The sequence below is a fragment of the Bradyrhizobium sp. LCT2 genome, assembly GCF_009931255.1.
GTDB lineage: Bacteria > Pseudomonadota > Alphaproteobacteria > Rhizobiales > Xanthobacteraceae > Bradyrhizobium > Bradyrhizobium diazoefficiens.
Genome location: NZ_CP034432.1, coordinates 2535717 through 2562118 on the forward strand (window position 1 = coordinate 2535717; position 26402 = coordinate 2562118).

Below are 26402 nucleotides of genomic sequence, written 5' to 3' on the forward strand. Positions count from 1 at the left end.
CAAAATGCTGACGCAAACTACCGGCCGGGTCTCTGACTATCTCAATGCGATCGAGCGGCTAGCGCCCGTGATCGCTGAGCACCGCGCGTCTTTCGACAGCGAGCGCCGATTGCCGGATCCCGTGTTCAATGCGCTGGCCGACGCTGGTCTCTTCCGCCTGTGGCTGCCTGCAGCACTCGGCGGTCCAGAACTGTCGCCGGGCGATTTTATGACGGTCGTAGAGGCCGCGGCCGCGCTCGACGGTTCGGTCGGGTGGCTTGTCGGCAATGGCGGCGGCATGAGCCGCATCGGCGGCTACCTCCCAGGGCCGGTTGCGCGGCAATTTTTCTCCGACTCCCGAGCTTTCGTCACGAGTGCAACTGGTGCTATCGGCGCGGCGGAGAGGGTGGAAGGTGGTTATCGCATCACCGGCCGCTGGCCGTTCGGCAGTGGTGCCCATCACGCATCACACTTCATGGGTCTCGCGAGCTCAAAAAGCGCCGACGGCAAGGACGAGCCGCCGCTGTGTTGTTATTTTGAGCGACGCGATGTGGCCGTCAAAGATACTTGGCTTGTGTCGGGGCTGCGTGCCACGGGAAGCTGCGACTTTGAAGTCCGAAATCTTTTTATCCCAGAGTCGCACACACACATCTTCATGGCATCGCATCCCACGCAAGATGGGATTGTGTACCGCTTGCCTCCGTTGTCGGCGTTCGCATGGACTGTCGCCGTCGTTCCGCTTGGAATCGCGCGCGGCGCGATGAATGCCTTTGTCGAGCTTGCGAGCCGGAAGACCCGGTTAGGTGTCGGTATACTGTTGCGCGACCGTGAGATCGTGCAAAGCAACTACGGCCGGGCAGACGCGTTGTATCGTGCGGCGCGCGCTTTCCTGATCGATGCGATGTCGGAATTGATGGCGGCCTCGGCAGAAGACGGGCCGCGCCTCATCAATGCCCGCGCGCTGTTCAGGACGGCCTGCACCTATGCCGCCGAGAGCGCGGTGCGCATCGCTGACATGCTCGCCGCCGAACTAGGTGCGGCCGCAATTTTCGAGACGTCGCCGATTGAGCGATTCGTTCGCGACATTCATGCGGCGGTGAAGCACATTGCGATGACTCCAAATAACTACGTTGTATCAGGACGATTGGGGCTTGGGCTCGATCCCGGCACCCCGCGGTTCTGACAGGCAACCGAAAGAGCTGGGCGACGATAGTTGTCACTCTGTTATTTGCGATCCCTTTATCGCACCATGTCCGAGTCTGGCCCTTCGCGTCCGTACTGGGCCGTCTGTACTTGGTCTGCCTCTAGGGGCTAATCTAAGCAGACTAGTCATCTCGGATGCGGCCGAACGCGGCTGCCGTCGTCGTGAACGGTGTAGTCGTTCGGAACGATAAGGCGCAGGATCAGCAAGTGGTCGACGAAGGTTCAGTGCTGTGTTTGATCGAGCGCTTTGAGCAACGCGTGCAGAAATGCGCTGGCATGGTCGTAGCTCGAACTGCCGTCAGCCGCCGCGTGAGCGCGCAGGCAGAGTTGTTCGCCTATAGTTTCAGGACCAGTTACCTCGGCGCGCTCTGACCATAGATCGAGAAGATCATCAGGAATATATCGGCTGGACATGAACAGGTGGAGCAGCCGAGACGCACCGTTGTGGTTTTCGTTGTGTTGCGCCGCGAATGCAAAGAGCGCGAACAAGCCTTTAAAATCATCACGGGATACTACTCGCCTAGCCATGGAAATACTCCGACTGGAAACAGCGATCAGCAGATCAATTGAATAATACTAGCTGGCTTTCACTGAGTCCCAACAACGCAAGTAATCCTGTCGCATCGGACCGGGAGCAACCTAAATGCGAAAAGACCCGGTGGCCTTCAACCCTACAGGACTGCCGGGTCGCGCCGCGTGGCAACCGCCAGCTATGAAACACGTTAGGTTGAGACGGCCCCGTTGAGGCAGTCTGTCCAAGAGCGAACTTGCGGCGACGCGGTTGGGAAAAGATGGCGGATCGGGGCCGGTCGCACCGGTTCCCTGAGCTGAGAAGCTGCCTTCAAGGCCGCGTGCTGCGGACGTTGCACTGGTACTTCGCTGCCTGCCGAGTTTTCTCCATTCCGCTCAAGACCACAGCGCTGGTCTGATCTTGTATCGACGAATTCTCAGCGAGGATCAGCCCGGCTCTTTGGACCCTGTGCAGACTTTGCGCCGCCTTCAGGCCGTACTCGACAGCGGCGAGCTGGTGCACGCTCTCGACCGCTCGAACCTCCAACCGGTGTCTCGGCTAGAGCGCTAAAGTGATCTGTGCCATGGCACGAAAGGTCGAGGACCATCCTGAGGCCGTTCTCGGCCAGTCGCATTTTCTCGCTATTGCCAAGTCCAAGCGAGGATGTAGAATCCGTGAGATTTTATAACACTCTTGAATTCGTCGCCGCAGCGACTGCGTTACGATAGTTTTTTCTTCTGGGGTCTCCCATGCTCGATCCTGCTACCACCGCGCTATTGCGCGCGGTCCTGGATGAGGTCTGCGAAAGCGTTTCCCGGACCGAGACCGGCGCCCGTACCCACGTGGCTTCGAAAATCCTGGAAGCCGCGTCCAGAGGCGAGACGTCTGCGGACCACCTCAAGCAGGTCGGCCGCCAAGCCCTCTCCCAAGCGCCGACCATGTGGCGCTGACCGGCCGCGGAGGCACGGGTGAATTTCCAGGTCACAGTGCTGAAAATCCTGGTGAGCTACCCGGACGGATTTGCCGTGATGGCCGACCTCAAGCGCGACATGGCGATCCTGGCGACGAGCGGACGTGACTGGGCCGAACGCACCAAGCGGCTGGCGGCGCGCGTGCCCGACCTCGACATCTTTTTGCAAGGTCTCGTCGAGAGGCTCAACGGCGGCTGGCGCATCACCGACAAGGGGCGCTCGGTTCTCGAGATCATGGAGGAGCGGTCGGCTGCCGTGCCGGCTACCGAGCCGCCTCCCATCCGGGCGACCAGTGACTCGACGCCTGCGGCGACACCGGCGGCATCTCCGGTCGAGACGGGCCGACGCAAGCGGGACCGGAAGCGGCGTCGACGCGATCTGGTCGCAGCGCGGGCAAGGGCCAAGGCCTCGTAACGGAGCCGTGCTCCTGGCCGTCCGGTGCTCGGCGGGCGGCAGCATTGCAGTAGCCCAACGGTGGGTCGGGACGACTCGGAGGAACGAGCCCGGGTAGGATCAGGTTGATCCTTCGGGTCCGCGCGCAATTCGCGGCCTGCGCGGCTCCGCCCTCAAGAAACCCAAGGCGGGGCTGCGCCCACGCAACGCGCGCGACGATCTCATGATGGGAGGGCTGAGCCACGGCCCGTCGAGAGGGGTTTTCAAGAAATCCGCTCCGTGAGCGCTTTGCCTCGACCCCGCCACGAAGCCCGACGGAAGCGATCGGTCCCGGCAGCGAAGAGCACGCCGAGGCTGATCCGCTGATACATATCCGGGGCTAGTTTCGTTCCGCGGCACTTTTCGGCCGATCAAGGCGGAACGGTCGTGATCTTCGACCGCGGTTCCGAAATCTTCGCGGCGGTGATCGCCGTTGGCGTGGGCCCCTACCTCAGCACGCAGGCAGCTACGGCATCGACTATCTCGCGCCGAACGTTCTGTTCGCAATCACGGCCGCAGGCACCGCGGCCGTCGCCGAATTCCAGGCCGCCGCCGCGCTGGAGGCCACGGCGCGCCGGCTGCACGTGATGGCGGAGGTCTACGATCATCTCTCCCTCAAGCAGGATTCGCGCCTCGTCAACATGCGGTACTTTGCTGGAGAGCCATCCGCAGCCGAAGCACGAGCCTTCAGTCAGCAACATAAGGGATCGCCGACTGCCGGGTCGGTGTCCGCGAGCGTAGTCGGCGGAAGCTCTTTCCTGTGACCAGGACACGCTTTAAGGTGTTTAATACGTTAAAGCGTGTTTTGTTGGCGTCGGCGCAATGCATCATCCTGCCGGATGAGGCGGCGTAATTCGGCACATACTAGGCGGTTTCTTGCGCGCAACATTCGACGACTTCGTCTGGAGCGATCGTGGTCCCAGTACGATCTTGCCGACGAGACGCGTTTGCGACAGGCGCTGATCAGCAGCCTTGAGCTCGGGACCGCAAACCCAACCTTGGAATCGCTGGACAAGATCGCGTTCGCGCTCGGCGTGGATGTCGCCGTGCTGTTCGCCGCACCACCGGCGAAGTCGCGCTAGCGAATGCGCCTCCCCCTCCCGGTTAATCTGTTGTTGATGTGAGTGGTCTTCGCCTTGCGAGGTCCGCATCCGCCCTTGTTGTGACGGATCGTTCTTGTTCCAAACCTTGGCCTATTGACGCCTCGCAGTTCTCGCCTCCTCGACCCTGCGATCTCCCAGCCATTCGCGTCTGGGTAGAAAGGCGCGTTTTGCGCCGAGCGAGGCCCCTCTTCGGGCCGACTATCGAATCCTTGTGCGCAAAATTCTTGCGAGGGCGGAGGTCATCGTTGCATCGGCGTCCCGCCGCGCCCGCGAGCGGCGCGCCGGCCGCGACGCCGGCACCCCCCTGATCGGCTTGCGAATCCTTGTTTTTTGGCGGCTCTCGCCCAATTTGGGATTGGCCGCGCGCGATGGTGAAGACGGCCAAGGATTCGCGCAGGATACGGCGTGCGCGCGGACGCGCTTGGTTGGCGGCGATGCGCGGCCGCGATTTGACTATTTGCCCGCCCGAACGCCTTGCCTATGTGAACCGCTGTGATGTGCGCAAGAACCGCATTGAAGGGAGAGCCCTGTGCGAAAATGCGCCAACCTGCTTGCCCTTAATCGCGCAGGACGGGGATCGGAACCGCCAGTTCCATTTCCTTGCATCGCGGTAGGAATCCATCACAAGTGCGTGTGTCGGTCCGCAAAGGAACGGCGCATGTCCTTCCGAGGTCGTGCTGCCCGCGAAGGCGCGGACAGCAACCCCGGCGAGGAGGGCGACCATCGCCGCGGGCCACACGCCGTTGTGCGCAGCGTTGGCGGCGTCTCTGAGAGCGAAAATACTGGTCGCAGCCGCGTTATGTTCAATCTTCCAGCAGATCGGCAAGGAAGGCTTGGGTCATGCCGACGACGTTTCCTTGTTCCATCGCTTTCTCGTACGCGTCCGGCTCGGCTGGCCGCTTTGGCTTTTGACCTTCTCCCCGCTCCACCCATTGCGCGGCGCGGGCCGAGGCGACGTCGGCCCGCTCCAGGTCCGCCGCGGTGACGGGCGCCGCCGGCCCGGTTTCCGGTGCAATCGCCTCCGCGGTGCCGTTGGCGGCGTCGTCGAGGGCGACATCGACCGCTTCCTCGCCGGGTTCGCCGTCGAAGTCGAGGGCCGCCAGGAAGTGCAGGGTGGTCTCATTGCTCTGCATCTTCTTGGCCATCTCGTGGGCGACGTTGTCGACGGTGACGCCGTGCTCGACCTCCTTCATGCGCGACGGCGCCGGCGAGGCGGCGGCCTCGCGGCGGGCTTCCGGCGAGCCGAGGGAGTCCAACGCCGCGGCAAGGCTCGCAGTCTGGTTCTGCTCGTAATCGTCATCCGGCTCGGGCGGGGCGTCGTCGAACGCCTCCTCCATGAAGGCATCGCGGGGCGGGGTTGCCGGCGCCCTTGCGCGCAGCGCCTCCAGCGACGGCGGTAGCGCGGTGAGAGCGACCTCGGCCCGGCGGGCGGCGTCGGTGACCGGGGAGCCTTGTGCGGGGCGCAGAGGCCGCACGGGGGCCACAGGGGCCAGCGAGGTCGGGTCGACCAGGCCCGGCATCTGCGAGGGCGCGCGGACCCGGCCCGAACGGGCCAGATTGTCCGGCAGGCCTTCCATGGCGCGGACGTCGCGAGCGAACTTATCGCCCTGCTTCTGCATGGCCTGCATGATGGCGGCGATCGAGGCGGCGCCGGCGGTGATCAGGTCGGTCGGTGTTGCTTTCTTGCCGCCGCCATAGGCCGCGCGCAGGAACGCCACGGAGCCGGCTGAGATCTCGTTGCGCAGGCGCGTCGGATCGGTCTTCTCGTTGGCGAGCTTGACGATGGCGGCGCGTTCGTCCTTGGCACGCTGCTCGACGATCTTGGCAAAATGCGAGTCCGCAAGACGCTCGGCGACCTCGACCAGCACGCCGGTCTTCTTGACGTCCTCCTTGGTCGGCTTGGCGAAGGCGAGGAAATGGTTGACCTGCAGCTCGAGCTCGTCGAGCGTGGAGCCGTATTCGCCTTCCGGATTGGCGAAGAACGTCTTGATCTTCACCACGGTGTCGCGGAAGGTGACGTAGGCATCGCCGGGCTCCAGCGCCCGCAGCGCCCGCACCGAGATGCGGTTCTGCTTCTCGAACCGCGCCTCCATGTTGTCCAGATATGGCGTGGAGAACTCGCCGCTCTTGGCGGCGTAGCCGGCAGCCTGGGCGAACGTCGCCTCGCCGCCCTGCTTGACCGCGAGCCCGCCGGTCTCCTCGGTCTCGGCGACGCGCATCCACAGGAACGTGGTGGCGTTGGCGATCATCGATTTGGCTTCCTTCTCGACGATGCGCATCAAGGACGGAATATCCTGGGTGCCGATGGTGATGCTGAATCCGAGGCTGCGCGCCTGGGCCATCATGACCGCCATGCCTTCGACGGTATAATAGCCGGCCTCGTCGAGCATGCTTTCGAGCCGGCGTTGCCGATGTTCATCGCACTTTCGAAATGTGCCACTCGAACGAGGAATAGAAATCTCCCAAGCGGATCAGCGCGCGCCGGCAGCTGTTACGGTGAGGGATCGAACACTGGCGGGGTCGAATTTTATGAGCTGGATCGTGCCCATCGCTGGTGTCTCAAGGATGAAGCTCGATCAAACGCTGCTTGATACGCGCGCTGTCCTGATCGAATCTCGAGCCGGAGCTCCCATGTGGGACCGCTAGGCGCAGCGACTGACGAAACGGAGATGGCAATCTTTTTACAATTTACAATCAACCGCGCGCCTAGACTGAGGGGCTAGTCCACCTGCTACGACATGAGGGCGCGCAGGAATTCTCCAATCACATCGTCTTTCAACGATGAGGCCGTGAATCACACTGCGGCCAATGGCTTCCGCTGCGCTGCACCGGATGTGACCGCTATCGTCCCCATCCGGTGTCCAATTATTCGTGCCGGTGCGGCGCCGCCCGCAACACGTAAGCGCGCCAAAGCGTCGCTAGACGGCCGACGCGTTCTCGACGGTCCTATCCGCTGATTGGAGCTCCGGCGCCACCGAGGGGTCCGGAACAATGGGCGGAGATAGCCTGAACGGCCGCCATCGCGTGCGTTCCTGGTCAAACAGGCCGCGGATAATCTTGGCTCTCTTTTCCGGGACCACGAATAGCTTCATATAATGTTTTTCCGTGATCTTTTGGCTGTCATGAATGGCAATCGCAGCGGCGAGCAAGCTTTCGGTTCGGTAGAAAACGGCGCTTGCCACGATGTGACGCATCGCTTGTGAGCCAAACGATTTGACGCCTTTCAAGCCGGTCTTTCGGCCCGGGTTCTCGGCAATGTAGTCCCGCGTCATGGCCCGCCATTGTCCTGCAAATGTTCCCGGCGTCACCTGGCGTTCGTTCTCTCGCGTCACATAGAAGGCCTCGCTTTTTGCGCCGGCCAAGATGATATCGCGCGCATGATCGAGGTAGACGCGCAGATCAGTGTAGAAATCCCATTCGTCCTGGAGGGAGGCGATGTAGAACCCGTCGCTGACAAAGTCATTGAACGCCGCGCTTCTCTCGTTCTTGAACAGCTCCGCCGGTATCCTAGCCCACCATTTGCCCCTTTCCTGGAAGATCATCCCATTGTTGTCGGGACGATAGGTCAGCCCGCAGAAGGTCTGCCGACGCAGTGGTAGCTGTGCATGAAATTTGAGTGCGACTGCGGCGCGAACGGCAGTGCACCAATGGTACGATTCTGGCCTCAGTCCTTCCGCTTTCGCGCGGAGCTTCAATGCGCCCTCTTCGATGGGGTCCATAGGGTTCTCGAAGCGAAAAATGGGAAGGACCCGGGCGACGCTGTCCGCCGTAGAGGTCTTCATTTTCGCGATCGGCTCTCGCAGCTTTCGATACCGACGCGTTGTCGCGTCCAACAGGTGAACCCACTCGCGCTCCGCACGTGAAATGTCCGCGGTGGAAAGTACCGGCCGAATGTCCTTCCTTTGTCCAGCTTTCTGTCGCTTCGTATCCCGAGTTCGCGGTGCGTCGATCGGCGCGAGCTTGTTCAGCAGCGCTTGCTGACCTCGCAGCCAACCGGCAGCCTCGCCTTCGAAATCATCAAAGTCATCATCGAGCTCGATCGCGCCGCCAAGGGGCCTTCGCGTCAGACTTGCGGCGAAGACGTACCACTCCGCCGTGGCCAAGGCCCACTTTCGTTTCATCCCCACACTTTCCTTCCGGTCCAACAAGAACAACTCGTACTCATGGAGTATCTGGCTGAAGGCGAGATACGCGATCGACAGGTTTTCCAGGGGAACTCGCATATGGTGATGCAGCCACCCGAAAAACAAACAAAACCTGCGATAATAGATGTTCTGGGTATCTGCGTCCCATCCCCTCAATTCCGCCAGCACCTCGTCCCGAACCTCAACTCTAGCCCGGACCGCAACGAGATCGTCGAACTCCCGCTTCAAGTGGTCAGGCAGGTCCTTGAGGCCATATTGCATGTCACCGAAGCGCAGTTTGGCGCGCTTATGATGGACCGTGTCCCTTTGCATATGAAAAATCACGAGTGTTTCGGCCATCAGCTTCTCGCGCTCTTCCTCGCTGAGGGTAGCGAGGTCAAGCTCGGGATCAAGCAGTCGCCGAAATGCGGCTTGCTTGTCGACCGACATGCCGAGAACTTCCTTGGGCAGGAAGCGCCTCTTGATGCTCGATGGTCCGCTGCGGTTTGAGAGGTAAACCTCGGAGAGATATCCCGCCCCGAGCCCAAGGGCGCACTCAAGCTTCGGAATCTCGCTGACGAAGCTAGCAGTGGGCGCTTTGATGCCGGCGCCCCAGTTAATGACGGTCTGGCAGTCGACCTTGGTGAATTTGGATAGCGCAGAAAGAGAAAAGCCGACGAGGGCCGATTCCAATTTGAGCCGGCCATGGAATGTGTGCAGTCTCAATTCACCCCGGGTCGCGCGATCCAAGATGTCCTTGATCACGACAAGTAACGCTGCGTCCGCGCTGGAATAGGTCTGCTGTTGCAAGGCATGAGAAACCGCCGCGATACTATTGGCGAGCTTGCCTTTCGGATGGCGCCGCGCGAGCTTTTTCAAGAGGATCGCGACCGCTGTGCATTTGGCTTTATGGTCCACCCGAGCGGATTCGCATTCTGCCTGTATGGTCGCTACGGCGATGCCGATAGCTTCTTCAATGGTATACTCCGAGCGTATTCTGGGCTTGACACGAACCTTTATCGGAACGTTCAAAGTCGCGTCTTTGATCAGTTTGCGGCATTGAGACTTCCTCCGGTTGATCACCCAAAGCGCAACGTTCGCCTCTTTGGCTACCAAGGGGTATGAAATTGCGAAAGGTTTGGAAGGCCTCGCGGGAAGGCCGCTGCCGTCGCTTCGGATGGTGGCGAGATAGGCTTGTATCTTCGCGATGTTCTCCTGATGTGCTTCGGCCGTATCTCCGCGCAGATGTGAACCTGGTTTGAACATTTCAAGCTCCTACACGTGTTGACGCGATTGCTTTTTGTTAGGTTCGTGGTCTCCGGCGCCGGCGACACTCTCCTTCGTCTTTCATCCTGCGCCTCGCGGTGATGAGTCAACGCGGTTCTCTCGCACCGCGTCATCTCCAGAATCTGTCAGCGCGTCATCTCATTCTCCGACGCCGGGCCGCACCGCGCACCGCGACGATCCTGAGACTATGTGCGGTAATCGGCTCTCCGGCTTCAGTGCAGCCGGCGGCTTCCGCTCGCGTCAGCAGCGCGTTCAAACTTCCATCGCGACGGATGCGGCCCGCGCTTAATCCTTGCAGGCAGCGGATCGCTCTTTATCGCTCCCTCCTCGTCTTCTGCGAACGGAAATCCTTTCCATGCGGCATCTCGATAGGAACGGGATGAGTCCTTTGGCCCTTAGCCGCAGAGCAAGGATTTAGTTTTGGAGTGGCGCGGACGCGCCCGTCACGAGTCAACGACGTTCTGCGATCAATGGGGAAGGCCTGCTTCCAACACACAACCTCGTCCTCAGGTTGTACGGTCGAAAGTGCCGGTTTCACGAATCCATCAGCCAACCGGCGGCTGGAGCAGCCGGCCTGCGCCGGCTCTCCCCTTGCCACGCCGGACCGTGCCATGCCAGGCCGGGCCACACCCCACCACGAACGGTCAGTCGAGACACTCGACGCGGAATCTTCCGAACTTCGGACGCCAATCGCCTAGTCCACGCGCAAAGCCGCTTGCCGCGAATATGTCCGCGATCAACGGAGGGCTCAAAAGGCTTGGCAGATACGAGGCCCTGAAATCGACGTTCCACGTATCGAATCGCGGTCGCGTTCGCATCGTGCGCGCCGTGCCAACGCGCACCGGCGCCCGTAGGCGGAATCGCTCCTGCTTCCACAATTCATCAATGTCCTGCGGGCCGTCGTAGAATAACCTGGCCGGACCGTCGACCTCGATTCCGGCCGCTGCCTGCTTGCCTCGCCGCTGCATCTTCGCACCCGCGATGAACGCGGCTTCGATCGCTTCGGCGGGAATGCACGGCACGCCGTCGGTGAGCCAAAGGCCGCCGAACCATTCGATGCGCGCGATCTCGCGATGATCAGAGGCGGTTTTTAACCGCTTTCCCGTAATCCTCGCGAGCTCGCGCGAGATCGGATCCAACGGGTCGCACAAGCGGCCGGCATGCATCAAAAGCGGACGGATGCCGATCAAACGCAAGGAAACGAAGTCGCTCACCATGGGCCTCTCCATGAAACGGATCCGGGACTTTGGGTTGATTGACAAGCAGACGCGGGACGTCGGCGCGCTTGGGAGTACGCGATGCGTACCGCCGTCCGCGCAAAATTAGCGTGAAGTCGAAATGACACTCGGCGCAGAGCGTCGTTAAATCCTCCGTAAGCTCGCGTTCGAAACGCTCGTAGGTGCGGTGGTGCACCTGCAATTCGGTCTCGTCCGCGCTCGCATTGCAGATGCGGCAACGCATGCCAGAGGCCCTCAGCTCGGCGAGTCGCGCCGGATTGTTGCGCCAGGCGGCGCTTGAAATGTATCTCAGATAGCGATCACGGCGTTCATGCTCCATGATTTCGCGGCGCGCCGAATCCTGATCTGTCATTTCGATCCCCGCAAAGAAGGCCCGCCGCAATGGCGGCACGTGCCTCCGTCCTCGGATGCCAACCGGAAAAATTGCATCGAGCGACGCAATCAATTTCGACCTGTCCCGCGGTCGGGGCCGCCGCCAGATGCTTGATGATCTCCTCAACGTGCTGTCGCCGTCACAAGCGATGCTGACCTCACCGATTAGTCGTTGGCGAACGCGATGATGGATCAAGGCATCCTATTCATCGATGCTTTCGATCAGCTCGTCCAAGCAGTCGTGCTCTTCATCGAAAAGCAGGTGCACCGGGTTGCCCGCGCGGGCCTGCTACGAAGCGTACGTGCCGATGCGTCCGTCCGGCGATAGCGCGGCGCGGACCGTCGTGAACTGACGCTGGTCCGGTTACGTCGAGCTTTCAAGCTCTCTTTGGTCTCGGCCCGCGATAGCGCGCACGGGATGCGTCTTGAGGAGGTCGTCGATCGCGGCGCAATCGAGATATCCCGTCTCATCCAATCGCTGCGCCACCGCTTCCACGGCTGTCCGGTTCTCTGTGATCAATTCACGGGCGCGGGCCAGGCATCGGTCCAGGCGCTGCTTGATCAGCCCCACCACCGACGCATCGTGGAGCAGCATCTCGGTCGCGCGGTCCGGAAAGTGGGCCACGCCGAGCGCGCCGAAGCCGAACCGCAGTTCGAGGTCGGTTGCGGCTTCGGTGGCCCGCGCGAAATCGCTGTTCTCGCCGATCCCCGATCCCGCCGTCGTCCGGGAAGCACCAAGGATGATCTCCTCGGCGGAACGGCCACTCAACAGCGTCGTGATGTAGTTTTCGATCCCGGTCAGGGTCTGCGAGTTGGCCCTGGAAAGCTCGACGCGGGTCGCGCCACCGTGATCCAGGATGGTCAGCGCGCGCGGTTCGAATACCCCCAGGGCAATCCCCGCGACGACATGCCCCGCCTCATGAACCGCACATGTTCGACGCAACGACTTGGGCATTGCTTCGCGGCCGCACCGGACCTCTTGGAGCAGATCGTCGAGCGCAAGATGCCGCTCGGCGCGGCGGGCCCTCGATTTCGCGCGCCGTACCCATGCCTCGACGTCGGCGCCGGTCCTGCCGGCGGCAGCAAGAGCCACCGGCAACAGATCCACGCCCAGCAGCACGTCGTGTCCGACATGAAAGCGGAAGATGGCTGCGAGCGTCTCGGAATCGGGCAAGTCGATCTCGATCGTGCGATCAAGCCGCCCGGCGCGCTTCACTGCCGCATCGATATGCTCTGGGTGATTGGATGCGCCAATCACCACGACACCCGGCCGATCTTCGATACCGGCGAGCAGTTCCAAAAGGAGATTGACGATCTGCGTCCAATATTCCTTGTAGTCGCTCGTCAGCGTCGCGCGGTCGGATATTCCGTCCAGTTCGTCGATGAACAAGATGCAGGGCGCGAGCTGGCGTGCCCGCGAGAACGACTCCTTGATCGCGGCCAACGTGCCAGACAGATAAGGTGAGGCGTTCCAGTCGGCGACGGAGGTCGATACGAGCGGTACATTTGCCGACTTCGCCACGGCGCGGGCGAATTGCGTCTTCCCCACACCGGGTGGGCCGACCAGAAGCAACCCCTTCTCGATGCATTCCCACGCCAGGCGTCCGGCGCGGTATTCGCGTAGGTCGTTCACAAGGTTGAGCCCCCATTCCCGGGCGGCGCCGTAGCCGGAAAGCTCATCCAGCGCGGGTCCGCGGTGATCGAAGAAAGATTTTGTTGCAACGATCCGTTGCAGCCGTTCGACGCACTCGTCGGCTGTGCGGTCGGAGCGAACCGAAAGCACAAGGTCGGAGATATCGACGGCCCGGACGAGCTGGTCGTCAAGCGCGGTGCTTGGGGATCGCCCGGTCACCGCCTCGATCACCAGCGCGACGCCGGAGCCGTCGAGCTGGCTCAGCGCGAGATGGTGCTCGGCTGTGCGAAGCAAGTCGCGCGGCAGGTGGCGGCGCGGGTCAGGCGCCAGGCCAAACACCGGGGCGCGAGCGTGCAGGGCCTGCGCAACCGTGTCGTTTCCACGCTCCGACTTGTGCTCGTTGGAGGTGCCGTCCCTCGCTAGCAGCAATGCCGGACGGTTCGGTCTATGATCGAAGGTTCGCTCGTCCAGCACCTTCGCCTCGGCGCCGAACGCGCAGGTTTCCAGGACTTGCCGCGCCAGGGAAACCACTTCGGCGCCGTGAGTGGCGAGCGACACCACCGGGCAACCTCGCCGCAGGTCGCGGGTCAGTCCATCGACCGGCGCGATCGCGCGCGCCACGAGCACCGCGGCGGCTGCGAGGTCGGCTCGAATGGAGGTTCGGCCGACGGATTCAGGAGCGGTGGCTAAGTCGCTAATCAGCCGCTCGATCGGGTCATCGGCGTTTCCGCTGCGCAGCAGCGGTTCGCTGGTCGTGCCGGCTTCGGCGGCCAGCATGTCGAGGTAAGCCCGCGCGAGAAGGTCGCGCTGACCCGGCATGTACTGGTTCATGCTTTCGCTCCGTCCAGAGTGCATTTGAACATCCCAGGCTCGGCCTGGACCGCCGCCCGGATCCGGGCGCAGGCGCGCTCGATCAGCTCGTGCCAGCCGTCGCCGACCTCGGGCCAACCTTGGGCGCCCGGCGGGTCGCCGACTGGTGGAAGATAACAGGGCAAGCTTCAACCAGCTCGGCCCGCCAATTGTTGGAGTGGACCATTGAAGTGTCTCGTGACGAAAAGAGTCGTGTCTGTAGACGAGCCGGCGAAGGCATCGATCCGGTGATCGCTACCGGACTGCGGACCCGGCTCTTTTGTGCAGTCGTCGAAGCATGTCTCTAAGGCCCACGCACCACGCTGCGCGGACCTAATGGGGCGTCGCGGACGTCGATTTCCAGCAACCCCTCGCACGCCAATGCACACACGGCGGCGATGATGTCGCAGCACGGACGGGCACGCTCCTCGATTTCAAGTATCGTTTGCGGACCGTCTTCGGCGAGCGCGGCGCCAATCTTCAGTCGGTCCCTGAGGGATACGTGGAAGCGCGCGTTGGACCAGACCTCTCGCACATTGGAGTAGATCGGCTCGCGCCTGATATCGTCAGCATCGCGTTCCAGAAGGCGCAGCCCTTCCGACGCCAGCATCTCGGCGAGTCGTTGGTACTCCGCTGCGGATCTCTGCGGCCGCCTTTCGCAGACGGCGAGCAGAAAATCTCCGTCGATCCTTTGCAGCACGACGCTCATCAGCGTGGGCGGCGTACCATAAAGGTTCGGAGCCTTCCGATACTGAAGCGCGCGTACCTGCGCATCAAGGCTCGCCTCCCGGAGCGCGTCACGGAGGAGGAGGCTTTCAATGGGAATGGCGACTTTGCATTTCGGGCCGGAGAAGGTGGTCGATGCTGCCTTGCGAAGGGGGTGGTTGCCATGCATGACACGATGTCCTGAACACGTTGCGGGAGCAGACGGCGACGTTCCGGACGGTGATGATCGATGAACATGAGCGCGTTCCTCCATAGGTGAATTCGGAGAGGCGATCTCGGCGGACCTGCGCTGGACAAGTGAACCCGAGCACTCGGCGAGGTCTGGTAGCCCAGGACGAGCGCTTCCGACGTGCTGAATGCGAGGCGAGACCTGTGAGTGCTTCATTTCAATAGCAGTGTCGGCGTTCTGCCGTTTCGCACGCTGCAGGTCGCAAATGTCAACGAGGCCAATTCGGAAGCTTGGCGCTTGCTGAGAGACACGTTAAAACGTGTCACAAGATTGCGCCAAAGATATGGCAATCGGCTGCCACAGCGGGCAATAGTGCGAGCTGCTATGTTAGGCGACGCCGACGGATCAAAGCTGTCCGCTCTCAAGTGCGGCGTGGCAGGCGGATGGAGCCTTCGGTCGCAGCCGAGCATCTTGCAATGCGCAACAAAGTCGTCGTAGGTCTCGCTCCGGTCGCGTTGCAGGCTGCAAAGATCATCGTCCTCGATCTCTATGGGAGGTGCAATCGCGACTGATTCGCTCGTCTGTTCGCCGATATGCTGTGGCTCTCTGCGATTCTCCAGCTCTTTCAATCGGCCAATTGGGCTACTGGTCTCAGCGATCCCGGCAGCGGCGAGAGCCACGCATGAGGTCGCCCGGTCGAGCGCAGGCCCGCATGATTCCAAGGTAGATGGAGATGATGCAGCCTCTGTTTCGAGCAACGCAATCCGCATCGAATTCGAGCCGGTCGATCACGCGTCCGTTTTGCTAACAGCAAACTCGATTACAGCTTCGCCTGGTTGCATCTGGAGCGCGACCAGGTCGGTACGCTTCCTGATCTTCCTCTTGTTTCCATCGGCACATATGGCGACACGCTATAAAGTGTCAATAGCGGAACGATCGACTAGCCAAATTTCCCCGCCAGAGTGGGTGCTCAGGACCGCCTGGAACCAACCCGGGGATCGCCGCCGTTCGCCGCGAACAAGCCGGCAAGATCAATGTCCAGCGCGATTGCAATTCTGAGAAGGGAGTCCAGGGTCACGTTGGCCTCGCCGAGCTCGATCTGGCTCACCAGCGCCTGCCGGATTCCGGCTCGTTCGGCCAGATCCCGTTGGCTCATCTTCGATGAATGGCGCCGCTTCCTGACCGTGCGGGCCAGTGTAGCTCGCAGCTGCGATTGAGCCTCAAGGAAGGATTCGGATATCGCCAAACGTCCAACTCCCAGAATCCTTGACATGGCGGGGACCGCAGTTTTGCCATCTCAGGTGAGATGGCGCCACGTTTCCGAACAAGCATTTCGCCCTTCCCGACTTCTATAGCAGAGTAAACGGACGGCCACGGGCCTCCGAGACATCAGCCGCGCTTCGATCCGAACGAGCAACCAGTCGCTTATGGCTAGGTCAAATAATGACAGGCGAATCTTTGGCAATATGGCCCCGTCCCTCAAATGGTTAGATTGACCTGCCGAGGTCGGACGAATCCTTGCGGCGGGCCGGTTGGCCAGGTTTGAAACCGACATGGAAAAGCTGCCGGAGTTCGATGCTGCTGTGCTTGCGCGCAGCGGTAGACTCACTCTAACCAAGGAACCAGTCACCAAATCCGTACGTGAGCCGAAGATGTCGAAGTCGAGCCGAAAGCTGCCCACCAGCGGTTATGCAATCATGATCGACGGCCTTGTGAAGACCGAGTTCGCGACGAGAGATGGGGTGCAGATAGCGGCGCGGGATCTGAAGCGGCGATTCCCCATGCTGCAAGTCAAGATCTACGATGCGGCCGCTGGGGCAAATCTTGACGTGAGTGCGTCTTGACCGGCCGTCACGGTTTGTACGTGTCCTAGTCCTTTTCCGTTCCGCGGTGAACAAATGCAGTCGCTGCGGGTCGGTAAGACATGCCGACGAGCCCGACGCCGGCGTCGCTTACGAGCGCACTGCCCGCACCGAAGCGTCGCCTGGCATCGCAAACGTCAATGCCCTCGGCGAATGGCCGAGTGCTCCGCTCGGGCCGGGACGGCCGCCCCGTGCTTCCGACAGCGGCGGCCCGGCACGCGCCAAGCTCACGCGCTGCGAAGCCGCCTCTGGCGTTGCTGCCGTTTGCCGCGGTTTGCCGCCGGTCGCGAACCGCGCTCGCGCCGGGGCTGCGGACCGCTCGGATGATGCTGCGGTCCCGCGACCTGCGGCAGCTTCGGCAGCGGCCAGCCCAGCTTCTCCGCGCGGTTCTGGTCGAGTTCGTGTGGCATCGGCAACGTCCCTCCGGCTTTGACGTAAGCCAGCAGCACCGCGTCGCTCCACAATTTCATCGCCTCGGTCTTCAACGGCATCTCTTGGCTCGTGAGGTAAAACTCCCGGGTGACCTCCGACATCTCGTCGTCCGGATCATTTCGGCCATGCGGCAAAACGTGGCCGAGCACGGCCGAGATCGCCGCCCCGGACACCTTGTCGGGATGCTCCTTCAGGAAATCCGTTCCGATAGTCCGAACGAGGTGCGGCCAAAAGCGCGGTAGATCTCGCAAATAGTCTTCCGTGTACTCTCCTTTGCTGTTCTTCTTCCTGCCGCCCATGGCGCGCAAATGCGCATTCAGGCTGCTCGGATAGAGCCCGGGATCCGGGTTTTGGGGGTGATTGCGCCGGCTCCTTCTTCGGGAGGAGGCGAACATCCAATCGCTCCTGCTGCGCAGGCCGCGCTTTTTGCCAATGAGCGCTTCAAAATCTCGCTCGCAACAGCGCACGATGTGGAGCAGGAATGGCGGGATCGGGAGCATGAAGCGCCGCTTGTTCTTGACGCCCTCCGCCGGCCATTCCGCCGTGCCCCAGGGTTGGGCCGTCGTGGAATACGGGTTCAGTGGATCGACATATTGCAGCTTGCTCCGCCTGAGCTGGGTGCAGGTGTATTTCCGGTTGAGCGTGAACACCAGCCACCACAGGCTGGCCCGGACCGCAGGCGAGACTTTCCGGTTTCCGCTGCGACCGGCGCAATAGCGTTCGTGGATGACGAGCAGCTGACCCAGCGCCTCGACCTTGAACGCCGCCCTTGCGGCGTTGAATTCGCGATCACGTTCCTCCATGTCCTCGATTTCATCGGCCGTGGGCTGCGGCGGCTTGATCTCCTCCCACCAGGGCACGACGCCGACGAGTCCGCTCTCGATCGTTCGTTCGGAACGGGCCCAGGTCAACGCGGCCCGAACCCAGGCGAGTGTCTTGCAGCAGGCGCCGTGCCCTCGCTCTCGGTGGACGGCATCAAGCAGTTCGATCAGGTCAACGTCGGTCAGATCGGTCAGCCTCTTGGCCTGCCAGGCGGCGAACTGGGGCTTGTCGAAGCAACCCGCGATGTCGCTCAAGGTGCCTGGCGCCGGCGGTTTGACGCGCTTGCCCTTCTTGCGCTTGACGCGTCGCGAGGCCTGAAATTCGCGGTCGAGGTCGGCCCAGCTCCACCCCTTTGTGTGCGGGCGTCGGCCCGACCGCATCGCATAGTAGCGCGCGCCGGCGATGTCGCGCGCCTTTTTCACGGTGAGATAACTGTCGTCGCCGGGCTCGCGTTTGGCGTTGCCGATCCGCTTCATCTGGCCGTTGGCCCGGACGAACCAGCCGACGCGGGGCCCGCGTTGGCGCAAGACCAGGTAGCGTTGCTCCGTGTCGCAGTAGTCGTAGAACTCATTCGAGTCCTTGGCGCGCGCCGCACGGGCCAGCGCGTCGGCGACGATCTCCTCGCTGATCAGAACCCGTGTCGACTTCTCAACCCGTCTTCCTGCGCGTGACATGGCCACCTCCGTGACCCCTGCCGTAGCAATATCGTAGCACGGAGCGGCGGGGAGGGAGAGGGAAATCGCCCTTGCAAGTGCCTGATGGGGTGGGGTTTTCGGGGGATTCCGGGCGAAATCGGCGCCAAATGCCCGCTGCAAGGACTCGTCAAGGACTCATACCGTTAGAACACGGGAATCATAATCCTGGGGTCGGGGGTTCGAGTCCCTCCCCCGCTACCATCTTTCCCCACACCCCTTTGACTTGGTTTGGGAAAGCTGTTTCCCCCAACAGGGCGTTTAACCGGCCTGATATCTCCACCGTTACGCCTCCGAGAGGTGATGGATCTCGGAAGACGGTGATCGTGTCGATCAGGTCTCTGATGGCTTCGGCGGCCTCTCCGTCGCCCGAACTGATACCCTTCGTTAGCGCCTCCTCGAGCCGACCTAGCTGTTCTTCATATCGCTTTGAGAATAGCTGGATGCAGGGCGACCTCTTTTGCGGCCGGCGGTTCACTCCGCAACTCTTCAGATATTCGCTCGCGTTCGGCACCGAGGGCGGTCGATCGCGGACCGAGAATGGATGGATCGCCGTGCCCTTTTGCGATCGCATCCACCAGTCGTTCGATTTCTCGATTCAACTGTCTAAGCTGTTGTTCGAGGCGCTGCCTTTTTTCCATTCGATGTGATTGCGAGGCGCTTTCGCTCTTCGAGATAAGTACGCACGTACTCCGCAATAACTTTCGGCGCGCGCAACTCGGCCTGCAGCCCTGTGAGAACAGCGCTCTCAACCGTGTCAAGATAGAAGGTCTTTGCGTCCGGGCACGTGCCGTTCTCCGTCGCTGCTGAGCAGCGAATGCGAACACGCCCCGATTTGTCTCGCCCATTGGTTGACATGCCCGCACCGCAAGAACCGCAACGGAGCAGACCAGACAGCATCCGTCGCGGCCGGCGTTGATGGCTAGGGTGGGTATGACCGCGCTCTTCTTTGCGCTTTTGAGCCGCCGCGAACAATTCGGGTTTGATAATTGCAAGATGCGGAACGTCAGCAACCTGCCGCTCACTCCGCGGGTTGGGGCGTGACAGTCGTTTTCCCGTGTCGGGATCTTTCACCATCCTGACCTTGTTCCAAACGAGACGTCCTACATAAAGCTCGTTCTGCAGGATGCCGGCTCCCCTCTCAAGGTTGCCGTTGATCGTTGAGGCATTCCATGCTCGACCTCGCGGAGGTGATACTCCGTCCTTGTTGAGATCGTGCGCGATTTCGCGAGGGGTTCGACCCTCGATGTATTCCTGGAAGATGCGCTGAATAATTTGTGCCTCGGCCTCGACGATAACGCGCTCACCCGTTCTTCCGGCGATCGCGGCATATCCGTATGTCAGGCCGCCTCCAGCCAAACCTTGTTTGATCCGCCCGGCCAGACCGCGACGCACCTTATGTGCGTTATCTTCGCGATAGAGTTGTCCGACCAAGCCGCGAAGGCCGACCAGCACAGTGTTGACGACGCCTTCATGGACTGCCCGGATCTCGATCCCGAGAAAGGATAGCCGCTTATGGATGCCCGCAAGGTCTTCCATGTCGCGGGAGAGACGATCAAGGGCCTCAACGATGACAATATCAAAGGATTTCTCCCTGGCATCGTCCAACAGCTGCAGCAGGCCGTTGCGTCCCATCAATGAGCCACCGGAGCGAGCCCGATCATCATACGTGCGGACGGACATCGGTCATGATGACCTCCTCAGTTGATGAGGATGGTCATTCTCAGGCGGGAATCCTCCTAAACCTACACGTCGGCTTCCGGACAATTGGAGGCGAACTTAGCGCCGTTCCCCGCGGGTCACTTCAAATTCCTCCGGGTGTGGTCAGTCAAATTCCTCCACCCGCGAGGCAGGACAAGGGACTGTTAGTTTGAGTTTGTTTCCCGGGCAAGAGCTTCAGCGGCTTCTTTGAGCCGATAGCTGCGTCCGTCGAACTCAAGCAGATGGCAATGATGCATAAGGCGATCGAGGATCGTCGTGCTCATAGTGTTGTCCCCAAGGTATGCCCCCAATCCTGCACGACGCGATTGGAGGTGACGATGACGCTGCGGCGCAGTTTGTAGCGCTGATGGATCAGGGTCTGCAGCAAAGTGCCGGCGTCGTCGGGGATGGCGCGTGCGAGGAATAGATCGTCCAGCACGAGGAGATCGCAGTCGATGATGGTTCGCAGCCGGACCTCGCGTTGTGCCGGAGAGTTCAGGGCGTAGCGGTGGAAGAAGTCGTCGGTCTCAAGATACTGGACCTTGTGGCTTTGCAGGATCGCCTGATAGGCAATCGCCTTGGCGATGTGCGACTTCCCGGTGCCAGGTTTGCCGACAAGCAGAGCGTTCTCGCCAGCGGCAATGAACGCCAGGGTGTGGAGCTGGAAGCAGGTCTGACGTGGCAGTTTGGGATTGAAGGACCAGTCGAACTCGGCGAGCGTCAGCTTTTCGTCGAGCCCGGATTGCTGGTATCGCCGCTCGATAAGACGGGACTGACGACGGTCCAGTTCATCCTGCAGGATAAGGGAGAAGGTCTCGAGGAAGGGCTGGTTGGCGCCCTGCGCCTGGAGCACGCGCGTCTGCAGCGTGTCGCGGACACCCGACAGGCGCAGCTGTCGTAGGCAACGCTCAATTTCCGGCATGGTCATCATGTGGCTAGGTCTCCAGTTTAAGGTGAGAAGGTGCAGCGGGAGCGCTCGTGGCGCCGGAGCTGGCCGGGGTTGCGCAGGCGACACGAGCGCGGATTGCCGTGGCGTGATCGTCGTGAGCCTCGGCCTGCCGACCATTATCGTCGGCGTCGCGCCGCACAGCGCGGCTGAAGAGGTCGCCGTATTCCGCGGGGGTACGGATCAGCGGATGATCCTGGGTGAGCGGCGATGCCGGCTGTGGCGTCACTCCAACCTGCTCAATCGCCTGTTCGAACAACCGCTCGACGGTCGCACGCACGTGCTTGTAGCGGTAGATGCGGTTGTCGATGGCGTGCGCGCAGGCCTGCTCGACCAGCCGCGCCGGATACTTCCGGCCCAGCCCGACAATGCCCACATCGCGCGCTGTCCGGGGCGCCCCTCGGTGTCGAACACTTGCTGGCATAGCGCCCTGGTCTGCGGCCCGATGCGCTCGGCGCTCGCCAGCAGCACGGCGGTTTGCCGCGACGGATTGAACGGCCGTTCGCTGGTCGGCAGGACAACAGAACCGGGGTGCGTCATCCGGGAATGAACACGCAGCAGCGCACGGGTGTGGCGATCACGGATCTCGATCGTGGAGGCGTAGATCCGCACCACGACCTGACTGCCGATCGGCGCGGGCCGCGCGGCGTAATAGCTGTTGTCGACGCGTACGGTGGTGTCGTCGCAGACAGTCCGGACGACTTCGGTGAAGATGCGGAAGGGAGCGACAGGCAGCGGCCGCAGGTGCGGCTTCTCTTCCTGGAACATCGCCTCGACCTGACGGCGCGTGCTGCCGTGGATGCGCTTGGAGGCCCAATTCTCCTCCCAGTGCCTCAGGAACTCGTTCTGGGCTTCCAGTGTCTCGAAGCGCCGTCCGGCCAGCGCGGTGCCCTGGGTATGTTGAATCGCACTCTCGACGCAGCCTTTCCGATTGGGATCGGCCACCCGCGCGGGATCGGCGACCACGGCGTAATGAGCCAGCATCGCGCTGTAAATCGGGTTGAGCTCGGGCTCGTACAAATCCGGCTTGAGGACGCCTTCCTTCAGATTGTCGAGCACGACATAGCTGGGGACCCCGCCAAAATACCGGAACGCCTCTTCGTGGAGCTGCGCCCAGACGTGTTGGCTGGACTTCCAGACCACCCGCCGGAAGCTGCGCCGCGAGTAGCGCAGCGTCATCACAAACAGGCGGGGACGGCGGTACCGGCCGCTCCTGGGATCAATCGTCAGAGCGCCCTCGCCATAGTCGACCTGGGCCTCCTCGCCAGGCAGGAACTCAAGTCGATCAAACTGCTCGGGATCGCTGTGTCGCAACGTGCGCACAAACCGCTTGACGCTCTGATAGCTGGACGGAAAGCCAAATCGATCGACCAGGTCCTGGTAAATCGCCTGCGCATTCCGCTTCAGGCGGACCTGTTCTTCGATCCATGCCCGATGCGGTTCGCAGGCCGAGCGGGCCAGGCTGCAGGCGGCTGTCGCTTCCGACACCCCAAAAGCCGGTGGTCGGGGTGGGGGAATTTGGTCGTCCGCGCTCACCGTGCCGGTGGTCACTTCCCCGGGGGAATTTGCCTCCGCACCAGCCCGCAGCGCCCGGTAACGCCGGATCGTCTTGCGATCGACCCCGTCAGCCTGTGGATCTCGCGCTGGCTGGCGTTGCGATCAAGTAATGTAAATACCGTGCTTTGCAGATGTCGCTTCAAGACGTTCAACTCCCCGGCCCTTGCTGGCTAAAGGGGTCGAACATAAACGTCCTGCCTGACCGGCTACTGCTGTTCAGCGGCGCTGACGGCGATCATCAGGTGGGGGAGTTTCAAGTGACCATACCCGGGGGATTTTGACCGACCCACGGGGCGCCGTTTCGATCGATGGGACGGGCGCGAGCCTGCACCGCTTGCCGATGATACCCATCCACCTCGTTCAGCAATCGATCAGAGATGTTGCATGACTGGCGGTTATTGTCCGCGTAGTTGAGCGTCGCCTCCGTGGCCACAGAAACTTGGGCCAAGGCTCCGCAGCGCTGCGATGCCGGTGCACTCATCGCATGCTTCCAAGCCTCACTAGCAGCGTTACGCAATCGCAACACTTCGGCGCACGGCCCCTGCGCTTTGGCCTGAACTCCAAGCCCGAGCAGCACGATTATCGTGACGGCCGGCACTCCTCTCAACGTCATCGGACTTCCTCCAAGCGTTCGCCCCAAGAGTTTCACTAACTCGGCGGGTTGCAGGCATCAGCGCTGACGATGGCGATCGGTCACAGTGTCTTCGTTCCATTAAATGGAACCATCGGCATTCTTCGAAGGTGCACGAAACATTTTCGCATCCCTGAAACTTAAGTTAATCGTGGGGCCTAATCGAAAGGTCGCGATATGGAACCGACCAATCGAATATCGGACCACATCGATCATAAGACTGCCCGCTCGATCTGTGACGAGGTGGGTGACAGATTGCAACAGAACTTATCTCGCGAAGCCTCGCCTCTGCCGCCCTACCTTGAACGTCTAGTCGATGAATTGCGCAAACAGGAGCGTCATCCAATTGATGGCGTCGCAGCGCCCGCTAACCGTTTCCTTCATGCGACGCGGCGGGTAGTCGCGGCCGTCTGAGCGCGTAAAGAAGAAGCCGTCGCCGCTCTCAACCCGGCGGCGGCTTTTCCGCTAGTCATCTGGAACGCAAGTTCGTCACATTAGTTGATAGCTCGAATCTCTACAGAGGAGAGAGCTCGTGGCTAATGCAGGTGAGCGAGGCCGGCCGATCGCGCCGTTGGTGCTTAGTCCGCAGGAGCGGGCGTACTTGGAGAGGCAAGTTCGTCGTCATCGCGTTGCCCGATCGCTATCTGAGCGATGCCGCGCGATCCTGCGATGCGCGGATGGATTGCCAAGCAAGTCTGTGGCTGCCGAACTCGGCCTGCACGAACACACCATTGGCAAGTGGCGTCGCCGATTTTTGAAGGACCGCTGTGATGGCCTGCTTGACGAGGCACGCCCTGGCCGCCCTCGAACCATCAACGACGATCAGGTTGCTGAGGTGATCGAGCGGACGTTGCGGACGACGCCAGCCGATGCCACGCATTGGTCGATCCGCTCGATGGCTGCGGAAACCGGCTTTTCCCACACCACGATCCGCCGAATGTGGGCGGCGTTCGGCTTGCAGCCGCACCGTAGCCAGACATTCAAGCTATCGAGCGATCCGCTGTTCGTCGACAAGGTACGCGACATCGTCGGCCTTTACCTGTCCCCACCGAACCGAGCCCTTGTCCTCAGTGTCGATGAGAAAAGCCAGATCCAGGCCCTGGATCGCGAGCAGCCGGTCCTTCCGATGATGCCGGGCGTACCGGAACGGCGCACGCACAGCTATGTGCGGCATGGTACGACCTCGCTGTTTGCCGCGCTCGATGTCGCCTCGGGATTCGTCATCGGCAAATGTTACAAACGCCACCGGGCAATCGAGTTCTTGAAGTTCCTCAAAGAGATCGACGCTCAAGTCCCTGAAGGGATCGATGTCCATATCGTCATGGACAACTACGCCACTCACAAAACACCCAAGATCAAAGCGTGGCTCGCCCGCCGGCCGCACTATCATGTCCATTTCACGCCGACTTCCGCGTCATGGATCAACCAGGTCGAGCGCTGGTTCGCTGAGCTCACCAGAAAGCAGATCCAGCGAGGTGTTCACACCTCCGTCAGGCAACTCGAGGCCGACATCCGTACCTTCATCGATTTGCACAACAGACACCCGAAGCCCTTCAAATGGACCAAGTCCGCAGACCAGATTTTGGCGTCCGTCAAACGCTTCTGCCACAAAGCCCAGCAGACATTATGTGGCGAACTTTAGATTCAGGTGACTAGTCTTGTCGCTGAGGCATTCCAGGCTTGGCCGCCGCCGGACGCCATGAGGACGTGCTTGTTCAGTGAACGGTCAAGCCGCGCTGTTTCCCCTGTTGGCCCGTCTCGACAAATGTAGGAGGTCTTGCTGAGGTCCCCTATCGAAGGCAGAGCCGACTTGATTTGCTCACCGCACGGCTCGTGACCCGCAACGGACATTAGGTGGGAGGTCCCGGTCAAGGCATGGGGCGGCGGCCTGATGGGCCCGAAGAATCCGCTATCCAGCCCCGTCTTCGCCGACTTCACCGGCCGCGCCGAAGCGGCTACATCGCCCGTTTCAATTACTGCGTCGGCAGAACCAAAACGCGAGATTGGGTTGCATTCATAGAGAAGATCCCCTCGATTTCGAGACGCATGGTGTCGCGGCATTCGCACGCCACCGCTGCGAGCCGCGAAGGGTCGATCTCGATTTCGCCTCGCCGTTCAGATATGATCGCTCCGGAAACGCGCAGATTCCGCATCAGGAGCGTCACCGTCGTTCGTCGCACACCTAGTATTTGCGAAAGCGCCTCCTGGGTGAGCGGGAGGACGTCGTGGTCGACGCGGTCGCGAAGATGGAGCAGCCAGCGCGCCATGCGGGCTTGGACCGAATGCAGCGCATTGCAGGCCCCGCCGATTTGTAGCTGTATCAGCATCGCCTTGAAGTGAATCTGGACTGCGTGACGGATCGCGGGGCTCCGGCTGAAAGCGGCGTGGAATCGCGATGCGGGGATCCGCGAGGCGGTGCCCGCGGCACGAACGATGGCGGTAACGGCCGCAGGAGACGGCCCGAGCACGGAAAGAGTGCCTACTGCTCCCTCGCGCCCTATTGCGGCGCTGGCGACCGTCTGCCCGTTCGCCATGTCGATCATCACAGAAATGGCGCCACTATGGGGGAAGAGGACGTGCTCGGTCTGGTCACCCGCCCGCGAGACGACCGAGTCCCGATCGAGCGCGACCATCTCTAGGTCGGGTGCCAGCAGATCGAGATCCGCCGCCGGTAGTCCTGCCAAAAGTCGGTTACCGATCCCGCTGGAAAGCGTCACTGTAGCCCGCCGCGAACCATCCGCCGCATCGCATTTCGAGCGGCATAGGGCGGCAACCTCGAACTTTGTTTGAATCCGCCTATGCTTCGCCCCCCGAAATCCAATTCAGCTGCGGAAGCTCTCAATGTCAAAAATTGAACTCCAAACACACGCGATCGCGAGGCGAATTTTTGTCTCGCCGGATCATTGAGGACTTAGATTCCAGCGCTACGCGGCACAATTGCAAAATGCGTATGGGTAACATCATAGGGAGTTCCAATTTCCGGGGCGCGGCAAACGCCGCGGCGATGTCGGAAGAGTGTGCGCGAACTATGCCCCGGACCGCGATCGTCGCGTTCTGCACGATGATGCGCACAAGCTACTGGAAGCTGGCGTCTTGGAATTCCGCCAGCACGCCCCGCCGAGACAGACGATGCGCGGCATTCCCCCGCGCATGCCGACGAGG

The 26402-nt window shown here is 61.6% G+C and carries 17 protein-coding genes and 2 pseudogenes; 6 read left to right on the forward strand and 13 right to left on the reverse strand.

All coding sequences use genetic code 11. From position 1 onward, the window contains the following. The first annotated feature begins 4 nt into the window (after positions 1-4). Positions 5-1162, forward strand: a complete 1158-nt coding sequence (locus tag EI171_RS12540) for an acyl-CoA dehydrogenase family protein (RefSeq protein ID WP_161533480.1) — start codon at positions 5-7, stop codon at positions 1160-1162. A gap of 242 nt (positions 1163-1404) precedes the next feature. Here the strand turns inward: EI171_RS12540 and EI171_RS12545 are convergent, their stop codons facing one another. Then, the gene (locus tag EI171_RS12545; RefSeq protein ID WP_161533481.1) at positions 1405-1710 is read right to left on the reverse strand and encodes a hypothetical protein; all 306 of its coding nucleotides are present in this window, start codon (positions 1708-1710) and stop codon (positions 1405-1407) included. A gap of 732 nt (positions 1711-2442) precedes the next feature. On the opposite strand from EI171_RS12545, the gene EI171_RS12550 reads away from it, so the two are divergent. Both EI171_RS12550 and EI171_RS12555 read left to right on the forward strand, forming a co-directional pair. Then, positions 2443-2643, forward strand: coding sequence for a hypothetical protein (locus tag EI171_RS12550; protein ID WP_135179499.1), 201 nt, complete (start codon positions 2443-2445; stop codon positions 2641-2643). An 18-nt stretch (positions 2644-2661) separates the two neighbouring features. Further along, positions 2662-3078 (forward strand): hypothetical protein, encoded by a 417-nt coding sequence (locus EI171_RS12555; RefSeq protein ID WP_161533482.1) that lies wholly within the window; start codon positions 2662-2664, stop codon positions 3076-3078. A gap of 464 nt (positions 3079-3542) precedes the next feature. Here the strand turns inward: EI171_RS12555 and EI171_RS12560 are convergent, their stop codons facing one another. Beyond that, positions 3543-3704 (reverse strand): hypothetical protein, encoded by a 162-nt coding sequence (locus EI171_RS12560; RefSeq protein WP_161533483.1) that lies wholly within the window; start codon positions 3702-3704, stop codon positions 3543-3545. 231 nt (positions 3705-3935) lie between these two features. Between EI171_RS12560 and EI171_RS12565 the strand changes: the two genes are divergently transcribed. Next, positions 3936-4178, forward strand: a complete 243-nt coding sequence (locus EI171_RS12565; RefSeq protein ID WP_161533484.1) for a helix-turn-helix domain-containing protein — start codon at positions 3936-3938, stop codon at positions 4176-4178. A gap of 824 nt (positions 4179-5002) precedes the next feature. On the opposite strand, the gene EI171_RS12575 is transcribed toward EI171_RS12565, so the two are convergent. The 6 genes from EI171_RS12575 to EI171_RS12600 form a co-directional block, all read right to left on the reverse strand. Next, positions 5003-6589: a TraM recognition domain-containing protein gene (locus tag EI171_RS12575; protein ID WP_161533486.1), complete on the reverse strand. Its 1587-nt coding sequence runs from the start codon at positions 6587-6589 to the stop codon at positions 5003-5005. A 528-nt stretch (positions 6590-7117) separates the two neighbouring features. Continuing rightward, on the reverse strand, positions 7118-9589 hold the full coding sequence (locus EI171_RS12580; RefSeq protein ID WP_161533487.1) for a hypothetical protein: 2472 nt from the start codon (positions 9587-9589) through the stop codon (positions 7118-7120). 665 nt (positions 9590-10254) lie between these two features. Further along, the gene (locus EI171_RS12585; protein WP_161533488.1) at positions 10255-10827 is read right to left on the reverse strand and encodes a hypothetical protein; all 573 of its coding nucleotides are present in this window, start codon (positions 10825-10827) and stop codon (positions 10255-10257) included. A 757-nt stretch (positions 10828-11584) separates the two neighbouring features. Next, a complete protein-coding gene (locus EI171_RS12590) occupies positions 11585-13684 on the reverse strand; it encodes an AAA family ATPase (RefSeq protein WP_202633144.1) in 2100 nt (699 codons plus the stop codon). A gap of 322 nt (positions 13685-14006) precedes the next feature. Beyond that, entirely contained in the window at positions 14007-14597 is a 591-nt protein-coding gene (locus tag EI171_RS12595; RefSeq protein WP_161533490.1) for a hypothetical protein, read from the reverse strand. 970 nt (positions 14598-15567) lie between these two features. Further along, a complete protein-coding gene (locus tag EI171_RS12600; RefSeq protein WP_246740528.1) occupies positions 15568-15843 on the reverse strand; it encodes a helix-turn-helix domain-containing protein in 276 nt (91 codons plus the stop codon). 307 nt (positions 15844-16150) lie between these two features. On the opposite strand from EI171_RS12600, the gene EI171_RS12605 reads away from it, so the two are divergent. Beyond that, positions 16151-16441, forward strand: a complete 291-nt coding sequence (locus tag EI171_RS12605; RefSeq protein WP_246740529.1) for a hypothetical protein — start codon at positions 16151-16153, stop codon at positions 16439-16441. Between the two features lie 245 nt (positions 16442-16686). Here the strand turns inward: EI171_RS12605 and EI171_RS12610 are convergent, their stop codons facing one another. The 4 genes and pseudogenes from EI171_RS12610 to istA all read right to left on the reverse strand — a co-directional run bounded on the left by EI171_RS12610 (position 16687) and on the right by istA (position 22796). Then, on the reverse strand, positions 16687-18387 hold the full coding sequence (locus tag EI171_RS12610; protein ID WP_161533492.1) for a hypothetical protein: 1701 nt from the start codon (positions 18385-18387) through the stop codon (positions 16687-16689). A gap of 624 nt (positions 18388-19011) precedes the next feature. Further along, positions 19012-20088 (reverse strand): recombinase family protein, encoded by a 1077-nt coding sequence (locus EI171_RS12615; RefSeq protein WP_246740530.1) that lies wholly within the window; start codon positions 20086-20088, stop codon positions 19012-19014. A gap of 182 nt (positions 20089-20270) precedes the next feature. Continuing rightward, positions 20271-21037, reverse strand: a pseudogene (gene istB / locus EI171_RS12620) (IS21-like element IS1631 family helper ATPase IstB). A gap of 4 nt (positions 21038-21041) precedes the next feature. Then, a pseudogene (gene istA / locus EI171_RS12625) lies at positions 21042-22796 on the reverse strand (IS21 family transposase). A 976-nt stretch (positions 22797-23772) separates the two neighbouring features. On the opposite strand from istA, the gene EI171_RS12630 reads away from it, so the two are divergent. Continuing rightward, positions 23773-24882, forward strand: coding sequence for an IS630 family transposase (locus EI171_RS12630; RefSeq protein WP_161533493.1), 1110 nt, complete (start codon positions 23773-23775; stop codon positions 24880-24882). A 331-nt stretch (positions 24883-25213) separates the two neighbouring features. On the opposite strand, the gene EI171_RS12635 is transcribed toward EI171_RS12630, so the two are convergent. Beyond that, a complete protein-coding gene (locus tag EI171_RS12635; protein ID WP_161533494.1) occupies positions 25214-25957 on the reverse strand; it encodes a Crp/Fnr family transcriptional regulator in 744 nt (247 codons plus the stop codon). Positions 25958-26402: the final 445 nt, after the last annotated feature.

Excerpts from the sequence above, each read along its gene's own strand:
- EI171_RS12540 (WP_161533480.1), top strand. The coding sequence starts at position 5 with ATGCTGACGCAAACTACCGGCCGGGTCTCTGACTATCTCAATGCGATC.
- EI171_RS12545 (WP_161533481.1), bottom strand. The coding sequence starts at position 1,710 with ATGGCTAGGCGAGTAGTATCCCGTGATGATTTTAAAGGCTTGTTCGCG.
- EI171_RS12550 (WP_135179499.1), top strand. The coding sequence starts at position 2,443 with ATGCTCGATCCTGCTACCACCGCGCTATTGCGCGCGGTCCTGGATGAG.
- EI171_RS12560 (WP_161533483.1), bottom strand. The coding sequence starts at position 3,704 with ATGATCGTAGACCTCCGCCATCACGTGCAGCCGGCGCGCCGTGGCCTC.
- EI171_RS12565 (WP_161533484.1), top strand. The coding sequence starts at position 3,936 with ATGAGGCGGCGTAATTCGGCACATACTAGGCGGTTTCTTGCGCGCAAC.
- EI171_RS12575 (WP_161533486.1), bottom strand. The coding sequence starts at position 6,589 with ATGCTCGACGAGGCCGGCTATTATACCGTCGAAGGCATGGCGGTCATG.
- EI171_RS12580 (WP_161533487.1), bottom strand. The coding sequence starts at position 9,589 with ATGTTCAAACCAGGTTCACATCTGCGCGGAGATACGGCCGAAGCACAT.
- EI171_RS12585 (WP_161533488.1), bottom strand. The coding sequence starts at position 10,827 with ATGGTGAGCGACTTCGTTTCCTTGCGTTTGATCGGCATCCGTCCGCTT.
- EI171_RS12590 (WP_202633144.1), bottom strand. The coding sequence starts at position 13,684 with ATGAACCAGTACATGCCGGGTCAGCGCGACCTTCTCGCGCGGGCTTAC.
- EI171_RS12595 (WP_161533490.1), bottom strand. The coding sequence starts at position 14,597 with ATGCATGGCAACCACCCCCTTCGCAAGGCAGCATCGACCACCTTCTCC.
- EI171_RS12605 (WP_246740529.1), top strand. The coding sequence starts at position 16,151 with ATGGAAAAGCTGCCGGAGTTCGATGCTGCTGTGCTTGCGCGCAGCGGT.
- EI171_RS12610 (WP_161533492.1), bottom strand. The coding sequence starts at position 18,387 with ATGTCACGCGCAGGAAGACGGGTTGAGAAGTCGACACGGGTTCTGATC.
- EI171_RS12615 (WP_246740530.1), bottom strand. The coding sequence starts at position 20,088 with ATGTCCGTCCGCACGTATGATGATCGGGCTCGCTCCGGTGGCTCATTG.